Below are 13,631 nucleotides of genomic sequence, written 5' to 3'. Positions count from 1 at the left end.
CGTGACGTCCACGGGTACGACGCCACCAGCGGTGGCGGAGCTGCTGGAACGGTGCCACCGCCTCGGATCGGACCCCCGCAACACGAACTACGCGGGCGGCAACGCCTCGTGCAAGGCGACCGGCATCGACCCGGTGACCGGCGAGAGCGTCGAGCTGCTGTGGGTCAAGGGCTCCGGTGGTGACCTGGGCACGCTGACCGAGGACGGGCTCGCCGTCCTCCGCCTGGACCGGCTGCGCGCCCTCACCAAGGTCTACCGGGGGGTCGAGTACGAGGACGAGATGTTCGCGGCGTTCGACTACTGCCTGCACGGCAAGGGCGGCGCGGCCCCGTCCATCGACACCGCCATGCACGGCTTGGTCGACGCGGTCCACGTCGACCACCTCCACCCCGACTCCGGCATCGCGTTCGCCACCGCCGCGGACGGGGAGCGGCTGACCAAGGAGTGCTTCGGGTCCCGCGTGCTGTGGGTGCCCTGGCGTCGCCCCGGGTTCCAACTCGGGCTGGACATCGCCAAGGTCAAACGCGAGCACCCCGAGGCGATCGGGGTGATCCTCGGTGGGCACGGCATCACCGCGTGGGGCGACACGTCCGAGGAGTGCGAGGCGAACTCGCTGGAGATCATTGGCACCTGCCAGGAGTACATCGACCGGCACGGTCGCCCCGAGCCGTTCGGCGCCGTCATCACCGAGTACCAGCCGTTGCCGGAGGCGGAACGGCACGCGCGTGCGGCGGCCCTGCTGCCGATCGTCCGCGGTCTGGTCTCGACCGACCGACCGCAGGTCGGTCACTACACCGACAGCGACGTCGTCCTCGACTTCCTCGCCAGTGAGAAGCATCCGGCGCTGGCGGCGTTGGGCACCTCCTGCCCCGACCACTTCCTGCGCACCAAGGTCCGGCCGCTGGTGCTGGACCTTCCGCCGACGGCGCCGTTGGACGACGTGGTGCGGCGGTTGAAAGAGCTGCACGCCGCCTACCGTGAGGAGTACCGCGCCTACTACGAGCGCTACGCCGACGAGACCAGTCCGCCGATGCGCGGCGCCGACCCGGCGATCGTGCTCGTCCCCGGTGTGGGCATGTTCAGCTTCGGCAAGGACAAGCAGACCGCGCGGGTGGCCGGCGAGTTCTACGTCAACGCCATCAACGTGATGCGCGGCGCCGAGGCCATCTCGACGTACCAGCCGATCGACGAGCGCGAGAAGTTCCGCATCGAGTACTGGTCGCTGGAGGAGGCGAAGCTGCGTCGGATGCCGAAGCCGAAGCCGCTGGCCACGCGGGTCGCGTTCGTCACCGGGGCTGGCTCGGGCATCGGCAAGGCGATCGCCGAGCGACTGGCGTCCGAAGGAGCCTGCGTCGTCGTCGCGGACGTGAAGGCAGAGGCCGCGGTTGAGGTGGCCGCCGGTATCGGGTCCACCGACGTCGCGGTGCCGGTCACGGTGGACGTCAGCGACGAGGAGCAGGTGCGGGCCGCCCTCGAGCAAGCGGTCCTCGCCTTCGGCGGCGTGGACCTCGTCGTCAACAACGCCGGCCTGTCGATCTCCAAGCCGTTGCTCGAGACGACGGCCGAGGACTGGGACGTGCAGCACGACGTGATGGCCCGTGGCTCGTTCCTGGTCTCCAAGGCGGCCGCCCGCATCCTCATCGACCAGGGCATGGGCGGGGACATCATCTACATCTGCAGCAAGAACGGTGTCGTCGCCGGTCCCAACAACATCGCCTACGGGGCGGCGAAGGCGGACCAGGCGCACCAGGTGCGGCTGCTGGCCGCCGAGCTCGGCGGTTACGGGATCCGGGTCAACGGCATCAACCCCGACGCGGTGGTCCGCGGCTCGGGCATCTTCGCCAGTGGGTGGGGCGCCGAACGGGCCAAGGTCTACGGCGTGCCCGAGGAGAAGCTGGGTGAGTACTACGCCCAGCGGACACTCCTGAAGAAGGAGGTGCTGCCCTCCCACGTGGCGGCGGCGGTGGTGGCCCTCACCGCCGGCGACCTGTCCCTGACCACGGGGCTGCACATCCCGGTCGACAGCGGCGTGGCCGCGGCGTTCCTACGGTGATCGCGATGGCGAGCTCCCTCATCGCCGCGGCTGTCGACCTGGGCGCGTCCAGTGGACGGGTCGTGCTCGGTCGGATCGGACCGGACCAGCTGGAGTGTCAGCTGGTCCACCGGTTCCCCAACGAGCCGATCGATGTCAAAGGACGCTTGTCATGGGACATCGAAGCGCTGTGGGACGGAGTGCTCACCGGACTCCGGGAGGCCAACCGACACGGCGCGGTGGAGTCGATCGGGATCGACTCCTGGGGTGTCGACTACGGCTTGCTCGACGACCAGGGCATGCTGCTCGCGCCCCCGGCGCACTACCGTGACAGCCGCACCACGGGAGTGATGGAGCGGGTCCGCGCCCAGGTGGGGGACGCGTTCCTGTACGAGGCGACCGGGCTGCAGTTCATCGCCATCAACACGCTCTACCAGCTCTTGGCCGAGCGGCCCGAGGACCTCGAGCGCGCCCAGACCCTGCTCCTGATCCCGGACCTCTTGTGCTACCGGCTCGGCGGAACCATCGGCGCGGAACGCACGATCGCCTCCACCACCCAGCTGTACGACGTCGCCGCCGGGACCTGGTCGGACGCGGTCTTCGAGGCCGTGGGGCTGCCGCGGCGTCTTGTCCCGCCACTGCGGGAGCCGGGGGAGCAGCTCGGACCGCTCCGCCCAGAGCTTCGCTCCCGGCTCGGCGTCACTGACCGGGTGCTGCTCACCACCGTCGCCTCGCACGACACCGCGTCCGCGGTGGCCGCCGTGCCCGCGGAGGACGAGCACTTCGCCTACATCTCCTGCGGCACCTGGTCACTGGTGGGCGTGGAGCTCGACGCGCCGGTGCGCACGCAGGAGAGCCTCGCCGCCAACTTCACCAACGAGGTCGGCGTCGACAAGACCATCCGGTACCTGCGGAACGTCACCGGTCTGTGGTTGCTGCAGGAGTCCTTGCGACACTGGAGGGACACCGGGGACGAGGTGGCGCTGGAGCAGGTGCTCGAGGCCGCCCAGCACGAGCCACCGCTGCGCAGTGTCATCGACGCCGAGTCGGACGAGTTCCTCCCGCCCGGTGACATGCCGGGGCGCATCCGCGCCTACTGCCGGCGGACCGGTCAGCCGGAGCCGACCACGCCGGCCGCGGTCACCCGGTGCGTCCTCGACAGCCTGGCGCTCGCACACGCGCGGGTGATCCGGCTCGCGGAGCGTCTGTCGGGTCGCCGGGTGGACGTCGTGCACATCGTCGGCGGCGGCGCGCAGAACACACTGCTGTGTCAGCTCACCGCGGACGCCTGCGGACGCCCGGTGGTGGCGGGGCCGGTCGAGGCGACGGCGATCGGCAACCTGCTCGTCCAGGCGCGCGCCGCGGGTGTGGTCCGCGACCGCGCGCACGGACGGGAGCTGGTGCGGCGGACGCAGTCGTTGCGGCGATACGAGCCGCGCGACCACGAGCGTTGGCTGCCTCACCTGAGCTGACGGGCGCACGTTCGGGGTCGTCGACGACCCAGCTCGCGCGAACGCCGCTCGGGCCGGAACCGGACGGTCCGTGTCGAGGAGGTGTCAGCCTGTCGACACGGCATACGCCCGACCCGGATGCCCTGGGTATGGTGCGGGCGTCCGTCGACCTGGACAGGAGGACACTGGTGCGCGCGCTCGTCTTCCATGGACCGTGGCGAATCGCCGTCGAGGACCGGCCCGATCCCGTCCCAGGCCCCGGCGAGGTGCTCCTCCGCGTCGTGTCCACCGGCATCTGCGGATCCGATATCCACGGGTTCACCGGCGAGAACGGCCGGCGCTTCCCCGGCCAGGTGATGGGACACGAGACCGTTGGCCGTGTCGTGGCGACCGGGCCCGAGGTCACGGGTCTGGAGCCGGGCACCCTGGCGACCGTCCACCCGGTGCTCGCGTGCGGGAGCTGCGACGCGTGCCAGGCCGGGCTGGACTATCGCTGCCCTCGGCGGAGGATCATCGGCGTGGATCCGGCGCTCAGCTCCGCCTTCGCCGAGCTCATGGCGGTCCCCGCGGCCAATGTCGTGGAGCTGCCGGAGACGATGCCGGCTGAGCACGGCGCGCTCATCGAACCGCTCGCGGTCGGTCACCACGCCGCGGCCAGGGGTGGCTGCGGGCCGACCGACCGGGTGCTCGTCGTGGGTGGCGGGCCGATCGGGCAGGCGTGCGCGCTGGCGGCGCGGCGGCAGGGTGCCGAGCGTGTCGTCGTCTCCGAACCTCACGCCGGTCGCCGGGCTCTGCTCGCCGACATCGGCGTTCCCAGCGTCGACCCGAACGACGACGGTTTCACCGACGTCGTCGCGGAGGTACTCGGCGGCGCGCCTACGCTCGCCCTCGACGCGGTCGGCTCGTCGTCCTCCCTGCGGAGCGCGCTCAGCGTGTGCGCGCCCGGCGAGCGAGTCGTCTTGGTCGGCATGCACGAGCCGAAGGTGTCGATCTCCGCGTACGCGGTGAGCATCGAGGAACGCACGCTGACCGGCAGCTACTGCTACACCAAGCAGGACTTCCTTGACACCGCGGCGTGGGTGGCGACGGCCCCACCCGAGCTGGCTCGGCTCATCGAGGACCGGGTCAGCCTGGCGCGAGCGCCCGAGGCGTTCGCCGCGCTCGCCCGAGGGGAGAACCCGGCGAGCAAGGTTCTCGTCTTCCCCGGTGACAGTTGAGCGCCGCCAGCGTGTGGCCGGTGTCAGCGCGCGGCCGGGACGGCAGCGTGCGTCCGGTCAGGGCGCGGCCACGATGCATGCCGGGCTTGGGGTCCGGAGCACGTCGGACGCCTGCTGCGGCACGCCCGTCCGCTCGTCCAACACGAAGTGGGTGACCTCGTGGGACCTCTCGTTGGCGACGTAGAGGTGGTGGCCGATGACGGCGAGATGCCGCGGCCATGCGCCGCCGGTCGGGGTGTCGGCCACAGGCTTGACCTCGGTCCCTGAGACCGACAGCGTGCCGATGACGTCCAGCCCGCGATTGGCGACGTAGAGGAAGCGCGCGTCGTCGCTGATCGCGATCTCGGAGGGGTAGTTGGTCTCCGGAGCTTCCGCCACCGTCGACGGCGCCACGCCTTGGCGCTCCAGTCGGCCTGTCTCCGCATCGAGCGTGTACGTGGTGACGGTCGAGTCCAGCTCACCGGCCACATGCACGGTGCTGTCCGCCCCGAACGCCAGATGGCGGGGCCCGGCTCCGGGCGCGGTCGCCGCGACCGGACCCGGCGTCAGCCGGCCAGTGTCGAGGTCCAGGCTGTACGTGAGGATCGCGTCGATGCCGAGATCGACCGCCAGCACCCACCGACCCGAGGGATCCACCCGCACCTGGTGAGCGTGCGGTCCCTCCTGCCGGGCCTGGTTCGGGCCGGAACCGACGTGCTGGACCAGGTCGCTCCGTGGCCCGAGCGAGCCGTCGTCGCCAATCGGGTGCACCGACACGTGCCCGCTGCCGTAGTTCGCGGTGAGCACGTACCGTCCGGAGGGGTGCACGGTCAGGTGGCAGGCGCCTTTGCCGCCGGTCGGCTGGCTGCCGAGCGCTCGGAGAGCCCCGTCCCCCTCGACGGCGTACGCGACGACGGACGCGTCCGCCTGCTCGTTGACCGCGTACAGGTAGCGGCCGTTCGGGTGGAAGGCGAGGAACGCCGGGGAGACCGTCTCCGCCACCACCCCCACGAGCTCAAGCGCTCCCGTCGTCGGGTCCTGGCGGGCCAGGCTGATGCCGGTGCCCTCACCGCCGGCGCCTTTGGTGAACGAGCCGATGTAGACCAGTCGCGAGGTAGCCACCTGTGCCTCCGTAGCGTCCGAGCTCGCCTGCAACCTACCGGGTCACCTCGCCCCGCGTCCGCGTCGCACCACGGATCGGCGTGATCCGGTCACCCCGGCGCACCGCCTGCCGCGCCCGACTGCGCCGGACCGCGGAATCGGGCCGGCCGAGGCGACTCTGCCGGTCAGCGATGTCGACCCGGGCGGAACGGCGCCAGGTCGAGAGGTGGTTGGTTGGGCGTGTCGTCCTCGAGCACGTCGAGGTCCTCGCCCAGCGCCAAGGCGGCGGCCAGCGCGCCGACGTAGGGGCCGGCGGTGAGTCCCGTCGCACCGAGGCCGGTCGCGACCACGACGTTCTCGTCGTGGGGGAGGCGTCCCACGACGGGCAGGCCGTCGTCACTGAGCGGACGCAGGCCGACGCGGGTCTCCAGGACGGTCAAGTCACCGAGCCCAGGCGCCACCGCGAGGGCGTCGGAGAGGACCTCGCGCAACCCCGCCGCGGTGATCCGGACGTCGTAGCCGGACCCGTCCTCGCGGGTCGCGCCCACCACGATCCGGCCGCCCGGGAACGCCAGCAGGTAGTGGGAGCCAGCCGGCTGGATCACCGGCCAGCTCGAGGTGTCGGTGTCCGGTGCGTGCAAGTGGACGATCTGACCCTTCTGGGGCGCCACACCGACGCGAACGCCTGTCGGGGCGAGAATCTGGTCGCTCCACGCTCCAGCAGCCACCACCACCGCGTCCGCCCTGATCGCCTTGCCGCCACCGGGGCCGTCGACCACGACGCCGGTGCAGCGGTCGTGGTCGAGGAGAAGACGGGCGGATCGGGTGAGTCGCCGCACCCCGAACCGCGAGCCCGCACGTAGCAGGACGTCACGGAGGACCCTGCCGTCGACCCGTCCGCCTCCACTGACGTGGACGCCGCCGAGGTCCGCGCGCAGTGGAGGGAAGAGCCTCCGAACCTCCTCTGGCTGGAGCCGTGTGGCGACGCCCGCCGCGGGAGTTCGCGCGGTCCGGGCCGCGAGGTGTTCGTAGGCGCGGGCGACCTCGTCGGGATCGGGTGAGACGAAGACCGCTCCCACGGCGGAGAAACCAGAATGTGGTTCGCCGGCCTCCGCCAGCCGGGCGAGCAGGCGGGGGTAGTAGCTCGCACCGCGCACGTTGAGCTGGTAGGCGGGGGAGCGAGTGTCGACGTAGGGCGAGATCCACGGGCAGACGATGCCCGCGCCCGCGTCCGTCGCTCGACCGGCGTCCTCGCGGTCGACGAGGACGACGTCGAGGTCCCCGCGAGTGCCGTACCGCGTGGCCAGGTGGTAGGCGGTGCTCGCGCCGACGATCCCCGCACCGATCACAACGACCCGCATGCTTTCCCACTGTGGCACACCGCCGCGAGGACCCGTGCCCGCGGAGTCGGCTAGGCGAACTCGCGCTGGAGACGAACCCGCGCCTCGAGCTCGAGCAAGATCCGCTTGCGCTCCATGCCTCCGCCGTATCCGGTGAGCGAACCGTTGGAGCCGATGACCCGGTGACAGGGGAGAACGATCGGCAGCGGGTTCTGTCCGTTGGCCGCGCCGACCGCTCGATACGCGGTGGGTGCACCGATCGCGCGGGCGATCTCGGCGTAGGTGCGGGTCTCGCCGTAGGGGATGTCGGCGAGCGCGGCCCAGACCCGCTGTTGGAACGGGGTTCCCTCCGGCCGCAAGGGGAGGTCGAACGCGGTCGACTCGCCGGCGAAGTAGGCGTTCAGCTGCTCCACCGCCGCGCGCAGGACCGGGTTGTCGGTGTCCACGGTCTCGATCGGCGCCGACCCGACGAAGAGGACGTGGGTGAGGAACCCCGCACGCGCGCGCAGCTCCAACGCGCCGACCGGGGAGTCGACGGTGACGGTGTCGACGTGGCCCGTGGCGGCGGGGCCGAGCGCCACGGCGTCCGTGGTGGAGCGTGTGGTGTTCGCGGTCATGCTGCGTGTCCTCGCCTTCGGATGGTGCCGTGGTGGGTGTCCGTCCGCCGAGCCTTCGCGTGGCCAGTCCTCGCGCCCGCGCTGCTGTCTCGAGGGTGACCGGCCCTGGGTCGATCGGTGTCCAGCCTCTCGCCCCCTGGTCGATCGCTCCTGGCTCGACCCGCGGGATCGACGCTGCGGAAGGTCCACAGGTGCTGCGCCGCGTAGCTTCGCAGGGGTCGCCAGCGCTCCGCGAGGGTCGCGATCGTACGCGGCTCGTCGGGGACGCCGAGGCCGGCGAGCGCGCGACGGATACCGAGGTCGCTGGCCGGGAACGCATCGGGGTCCCGCAGACCGCGCAGCGCGATGTAGGAGGCGGTCCACGGCCCGATGCCTGGGACGGCGCGGAGGGCGGCGGTGGTCTCGTTGAGGTCCGTGCCTGGGTCGAGGTGCAGATCCCCGGCTGCCACAGCGGCGGCGAGCGCACGGATCGTGCGGACCCGCGCGCGCGGCATCGGCAGCTGGTCGGCCTCGGCCAACGCCGCCGCTGACGGGAACGCGTGCGTGAGCGAGCCGACGGGAGCGGCGAGCCGCTCGCCGTAGCTGGTGACGAGCCGAGCGGCGACCGTTCGCGCCGCGGCGACGGAGACTTGCTGACCGACGATCGCGCGAACCGCCGCCTCGAGCGGATCGACGCTCCCCGGGACGCGCAGACCCGGTCGGGCGCGCACCAACGGTCCGAGGAGCGGGTCGGACCCCAGCGCGTCCACGACCCCGTCGGGATCGGCGTCGAGGTGCAGCAGCCTGCGGCAGCGGGCCGCGGCCGACCCCAGGTCACGCAGGTCGGCGAGGCGCAGCGCACAGCGGATGAACCCATCAGCCGGGGACAGCTCGACGACCGCGGTGCCGTGATGGAGGCGGAGGACGCGTCGGTAGGTCTGGTCGGTCACCTCCTCCAGGCCGGGCACGGCGCGGTCGGCGAGGTAGCGCCAGGTCGCCTCCACGTCGTAGGGCCCGCGGTAGGGCAGGCGGATCGCGACCGCGCCATCCGTCGGCGTCTGACGTCGGGCGGCATCCCGGACCGCGCTCGGCGTGGCCCCGAAGACGGCGCGCACCGTGTCGTTGAACTGCCGAACGCTGCCGAAGCCGGCGGCGAACGCCACGTCGGTGATGGGCAGGGTCGTGGTCTCCAGAAGCAGTCGGGCCGTGTGCGCGCGACGGGCCCGGGCCAAGGCGAGTGCGCCGGCCCCGAGCTCGGCGACCAGGATGCGGTTGAGGTGACGAGTCGTATAGCCGAGACGGGCCGCGAGTCCGGTGACCCCCTCCCGCTCGACCAGTCCGTCGTCGATCAGTCGCATCGCGCGGGCGGCGACGTCGGCCCGGACGTCCCACTCCGGCGAGCCGGGTACGGCGTCGGGTCGGCACCGCCGGCACGCGCGGAACCCGGCCTGCTGGGCGGCGGCCGCGGTGGGGAAGAACCGGACATGGCGCCGTCGCGGTGTCACCGCGGGACAGCTCGGCCGGCAGTAGATCCCGGTGGAGGTCACCCCCACGTAGATCCAGCCGTCGAAGCGCTGGTCCCGCGACTCCACGGCTCGGTAGCACTGGTCGAACGAGGGCAGCACACTGCCGAGCTTGGCACGCGGCGTCCACCGGCGCTGGCGGGAATCGGACATGGACGCCAGCGTGGGGGACGCCGCCGTGCCGGAGCCCGCTGCGCTCAGCCCGGGATGTGGGTGCTCAGGCAGACTGTGACATCGCCTGGATGACGCCGATCAGGTTGCCCTCCGGGTCCCGAAACTGCCCGATGACGAGGTCGTCGGAGATCTTCTCGGGGCCGAGCGCCCGGCTCCCGCCGAGGCTCTCGACCTGGGTGAGCGTGGCCTCGACGTCCGGGACGGAGACGTAGAACGTGACGTATCCGCCACCTTCGCCTTCGGGCATGCCGGCGATGCCACCGCCGATCCCGACGCCGTCCTCGGTCGTGTTGCCTTCCCGGGCGACCATCCCGTAGCCCATCGGGTTGTCCGCGTCGATCTGCCAGTCGAACAGCCGGGTGTAGAAGCTCCGAAGCGCTTGCCCGTCTCGTCCGGTGATCTCGAAGTGCACGACTGGCCGTCCCATGGCCGCCTCCTTCCCGCGCGTGTGGCGCGTGTGAGGTCGTGCGCCCGCCGTGGCCTTGGTGGCGGGAGACGGGCGGCGGGTGGTGTTGGGGTCGCTGTCCGTGGCGACTCCGACACGCTCCAGCCTCTCGCCTTCCCCCTGGCGGCGCAACCGCCGTGCGCCAGGGCGAGGTGACGCCCGTTCCCCTCGGGCCGTCGGATCAGCCCGCCGCGGGTCCTGCGCGCAGCATTCAAGCGGTCCCATGGGACCTCTGGGGTGACGCGTCAGTCCGGAAGCAGGGGCACGGTGATGCCGGTGTCGCGCCCGAGGAGCACCGCCCGGGTGATGGCTGAGGTGCCGAAACGAGAGCGGACGCCATCCACCGCGGCGTCGAGGGCGGAGTCGACGTGACCGAGTCCCGGAAGTTCCCCACGATGCGCCGTTCCCGCAGCCGGTGTCGTCCTCGCGAGATGTCCCGCCGCGTGCGGTTCCTCCAAGGGAAGCGGGAGCTGGACCGCCGGAATCGACCGGATGTCCGCGAGGTTGGTGACCGCGAGGCCGATCAAGGTGAGGCCACGCCGCTCGGTGAGCGGCCGCGCGTCGGCCAGGAGCCGTCGCGCGGCGGCGAGGATCGTGTCGGTTCGCGCCGTCGGGTGGGGGAGGGTCAGCGATCGGGTGGCACGCGTGAAGTCACCGAAGCGCAGCCGCAGGACGACCGTGCGGCCGACCCGGCCCGCCGCGCGCATCCGTCGAGTCACTCGGTCGGCGAGGGCGACGATGGTGGCGCCGACGGTCGCCGACGTCGCCTGCTGACGGCGCAGCGCCCGCTGCGCGCCGATGGATCGCCGGCGTCGTCCCACCTGGACCGGACGAGGGTCGCGGGCGAACGCGAGCGCGTAGACGCGTCGGCCGAGCGCGCGCCCGAGCATCGCCACCAACGCCGGCTCCCCGGCCCGCGCGACGTCGCCGACCGTCCGAATGCCACGCTCACGCAGCTTGGCCGCCGTCACCGGACCGACGCCCCACAGCCGCTCGACGGGAAGCGGGTGGAGGAAGGCGAGCTCGCCGCCGGCGGGCACGACGAGCAACCCGTCGGGCTTGGCCACCCCGCTGGCCACCTTGGCGAGGAACTTGGTGGTGGCCACCCCGACCGTGATCGGCAGGCCGACGTGCTCGCGCACCTGACGCCGCAGGTCGGCGGCGATGTCGGCGGCCGGACCGACCAGCTGGCGCAGGCCGCTGACGTCGAGGAACGCCTCGTCGATGGACAGCCCTTCGACCAGCGGCGTGGTGCGCCGGAAGACGTCGAACACGTCCCTGCTCGCCGCCGTGTAGGCGGAGAGGCGGGGTGGGACGACGATCGCGGGCGGACACAGGTGGCGAGCCTGGGCGACGGACATCGCGGTCCGCACGCCGTACGCCTTCGCCTCGTAGCTCGCGGCGAGCACCACGCCGGCGCCGACGATCACCGGTCGACCGCGCAGGGACGGATCGTCGCGCTGCTCGACCGAGGCGTAGAACGCGTCGAGGTCGGCGTGCAGGATGGACGGCTCCACGAGCACGAACATATGTTCGTATAGTGCGCCGACGTGCTCAAGCCGACGGCCGGTGTCCTGCACCCGAAGGGCGAGGACGAACGTCGCCGAGCGGCGGCCGTCCCGCACGCCTCCGTCCCGCCCGCGTCTCCGGTGGCGCTGGGTCCTAGAGCGCGGGGAGGGCGGCCAGTGTGGACGCGATCCGCTCGCTGTCCCAGGCGCCGTCAGCGATCAGCACGTCGTACTGGAGCGACAGCGTCTCACCGTCCGGCAGCTCCACCACCTCGTCGAAGAAGGGAGCCGGACACACGCACGCGTACGGGTCGTCGCGCACGAACCACTTCGTCGGATGCCCGGGGTTCGACGCGGCGTCGCGGAACACCACGGTGGAGCTGGCGTCGACCTCGTCGTGCTTGCCGACGTAGGCGAGCCAGGCGGCGCGCTCGCCCATCATCCCGGGCCCGCCTGGGCCGTCGGAGGCGAGGATCGCTCCCTTGTTGAACGACCGCGGCCCGCGCCAGAACAACCCGGCGTAGCCCGCCTTGGGACGGCCCTCGGTCGTGGGGCTGCCGAACGGGATCGCACGCCCACGCCGGTTGGTGAGGGCCGTCGCGAACGACAGCCGCCAGGCGGACTCGTCGGCGAGCGGCGAGACGCGCAGCTCTCGCACCTCCGTCAGCCACGTCTCGCCCTGCTCGGTGACCCAGGTGAGGCGTTCCCGGATCCGAGCCACACCGTCGGCGACGTCCGCGACGTCGAAGCCCTCGTGCCGTTGGGTGCCGTTGTTGGGGAGCTGCACGTAGCCCTTGCCGCGTACGAACGTCGGGCCACCCCAGAAGTTCGCCTCCCCGACGTTGGGCAGGGCGAGCGAGATGCCCTTGTGCCACACGTGGTCGTGCGGTCGGTACAGCGAGACCAGGTGACCTCGCAGCGTGCGCACCGGGTGGAGGTAGGGGCGCGGCGACTCGAACTGCGCGACGTCGGAGACGTAGACGTACCGACACAGCTCGACGTCACCGGCGCGGATCGACAAGGACGTGTCGTCCCCGACGAGGCTGAGGCTGGTCATGCGCCCGACCCTCCGTTCAGCTGGTGGTAGAAGGGGTTGTCCGCGGTCAGCTCGTCGCGGCGCACCGGGCGGCCGGTGAAGGCCGAGGCGTAGATGCCGGTGACGATCTCGAGCGTGCGCCGCAGGCTCGCTCCAGTCGCCGGCGGACGCTCGCCCGCGCGCAGGCTGGCGAGGACGGCGCCCAGCTGGGCGCGGTGGGAGCTCGGCACGTCCTCGCCCTCGGGCGGCCACGGCGGGTGCTCTTCCGCGGGTGACCCGGGCAGCGGGGTGAAGCGCCACGAGTCGACGGAGTAGCCGTAGAGGTGGCTCACCTCGAGCGTGCCGAGCTCGAAGTCGAAACGCAGGTAGCTCTCCTGGCGAGGCGACAGGACGCTGTTGACGACGCTCGCGACCGCCCCGTTGGCGAACGTCATGTGGGCGAGGGAGACGTCCTCGGTCTCGACGTCCCGTGCGAGGCGTGGCGCGCGGGCGGAGATCTCCGTCCAGTCACCGAGGAGGTACCCGAGCAGGTCGATCTGGTGGATGCCGTGGCCCATGGTGGGCCCGCCGCCCTCGGTGTCCCAGCGCCCTCGCCACTCGACCTGGTAGTAGGCGTCGCCGCGGTACCACAGCGTGTGGCAGACGGCGACCAGCGGGCGACCGAGGACGCCGTCGCGGATCAGTCGACGCGCGGCCTGTCCCGCGCTGCCGAACCGGTGCTGGAAGATCCCGACGAAGTGGCCGGGGTTCCGTCGCTCGGCCTCGAGGATCGAGTCGAACTCGGCGAGGGAGAGGCAGGGCGGCTTCTCGCAGATCACCGTCGCGCCCGCGTCCAACGCCGTGATCGCGTCCGTGGCGTGGACCCCGGGCGGTGTGCACAGGTGCACCAGGTCGAGTCGCTCACGCTCGAGCATGGCCGCCAGCGTGGGGTAGCGGCCCGGCACCGACCATTCCTTGCCGAACTTCTCTCGCCGCTGGGGATCGATCTCCGCGATCGCCACGAGCTCCACCTGGTCGGCGTACGCCGACAGCGCTCGGGCGTGGGAGCCCGCGATCCCCCCGGTGCCGACGATGCCCGCCCGCATGCGTGTCATCAAGCCTCCCGAGGAATGCGCTTTCCCACGCACGCTACCGGCTTCGCCCCTCACTCGTCAGACCTGTGGCCACGGCCGGACACGGTGACGAGGGCCACGACCGCGTGGACTGACGCACCCTGTGCCCGCGACGGT

11 protein-coding genes are annotated in these 13,631 nt (G+C 72.0%); 3 read left to right on the top strand and 8 right to left on the bottom strand.

Annotation, left to right across the window (positions count from 1 at the left end; translation table 11 throughout):
• Position 1: 1 nt before the first annotated feature.
• The 3 genes from DFJ64_RS06120 to DFJ64_RS06110 all read left to right on the top strand — a co-directional run bounded on the left by DFJ64_RS06120 (position 2) and on the right by DFJ64_RS06110 (position 4,700).
• A complete protein-coding gene (locus DFJ64_RS06120; RefSeq protein WP_115851865.1) occupies positions 2-2,053 on the top strand; it encodes a bifunctional aldolase/short-chain dehydrogenase in 2,052 nt (683 codons plus the stop codon).
• A 5-nt stretch (positions 2,054-2,058) separates the two neighbouring features.
• On the top strand, positions 2,059-3,504 hold the full coding sequence (locus tag DFJ64_RS06115) for a rhamnulokinase (protein ID WP_115851864.1): 1,446 nt from the start codon (positions 2,059-2,061) through the stop codon (positions 3,502-3,504).
• 167 nt (positions 3,505-3,671) lie between these two features.
• Entirely contained in the window at positions 3,672-4,700 is a 1,029-nt protein-coding gene (locus DFJ64_RS06110) for a zinc-dependent alcohol dehydrogenase (protein ID WP_115851863.1), read from the top strand.
• Between the two features lie 57 nt (positions 4,701-4,757).
• Here DFJ64_RS06110 and DFJ64_RS06105 read toward each other — a convergent pair whose 3' ends face one another.
• The 8 genes from DFJ64_RS06105 to DFJ64_RS06070 all read right to left on the bottom strand — a co-directional run bounded on the left by DFJ64_RS06105 (position 4,758) and on the right by DFJ64_RS06070 (position 13,496).
• Positions 4,758-5,801 carry a lactonase family protein gene (locus tag DFJ64_RS06105; protein WP_170152515.1) on the bottom strand — a complete coding sequence of 348 codons (1,044 nt, stop codon included), beginning with the start codon at positions 5,799-5,801 and terminating at the stop codon, positions 4,758-4,760.
• 164 nt (positions 5,802-5,965) lie between these two features.
• Positions 5,966-7,141: an NAD(P)/FAD-dependent oxidoreductase gene (locus tag DFJ64_RS06100; RefSeq protein ID WP_115849566.1), complete on the bottom strand. Its 1,176-nt coding sequence runs from the start codon at positions 7,139-7,141 to the stop codon at positions 5,966-5,968.
• Between the two features lie 50 nt (positions 7,142-7,191).
• Positions 7,192-7,737, bottom strand: coding sequence for a methylated-DNA--[protein]-cysteine S-methyltransferase (locus tag DFJ64_RS20075; RefSeq protein WP_115849565.1), 546 nt, complete (start codon positions 7,735-7,737; stop codon positions 7,192-7,194).
• Positions 7,734-9,392 carry an AlkA N-terminal domain-containing protein gene (locus DFJ64_RS06090; protein WP_281268490.1) on the bottom strand — a complete coding sequence of 553 codons (1,659 nt, stop codon included), beginning with the start codon at positions 9,390-9,392 and terminating at the stop codon, positions 7,734-7,736. Before DFJ64_RS06090 ends, DFJ64_RS20075 begins: the two co-directional genes overlap by 4 nt.
• A 64-nt stretch (positions 9,393-9,456) precedes the next feature.
• Positions 9,457-9,840, bottom strand: a complete 384-nt coding sequence (locus DFJ64_RS06085; protein WP_115849563.1) for a VOC family protein — start codon at positions 9,838-9,840, stop codon at positions 9,457-9,459.
• A gap of 263 nt (positions 9,841-10,103) precedes the next feature.
• Positions 10,104-11,483, bottom strand: coding sequence for a DNA polymerase IV (dinB, locus tag DFJ64_RS06080; protein ID WP_342768106.1), 1,380 nt, complete (start codon positions 11,481-11,483; stop codon positions 10,104-10,106).
• Between the two features lie 37 nt (positions 11,484-11,520).
• Entirely contained in the window at positions 11,521-12,423 is a 903-nt protein-coding gene (locus tag DFJ64_RS06075) for a DUF6807 domain-containing protein (protein ID WP_115849561.1), read from the bottom strand.
• Positions 12,420-13,496, bottom strand: coding sequence for a Gfo/Idh/MocA family protein (locus DFJ64_RS06070; RefSeq protein WP_115849560.1), 1,077 nt, complete (start codon positions 13,494-13,496; stop codon positions 12,420-12,422). Before DFJ64_RS06070 ends, DFJ64_RS06075 begins: the two co-directional genes overlap by 4 nt.
• Positions 13,497-13,631 lie beyond the last annotated feature (135 nt).

Origin of the sequence: Thermasporomyces composti (assembly GCF_003386795.1) — a bacterium.
Lineage (GTDB): Bacteria > Actinomycetota > Actinomycetes > Propionibacteriales > Actinopolymorphaceae > Thermasporomyces > Thermasporomyces composti.
The sequence above is the reverse complement of the archived record's forward strand: the minus strand, read 5'-3'. Positions and strand labels throughout refer to the sequence as shown.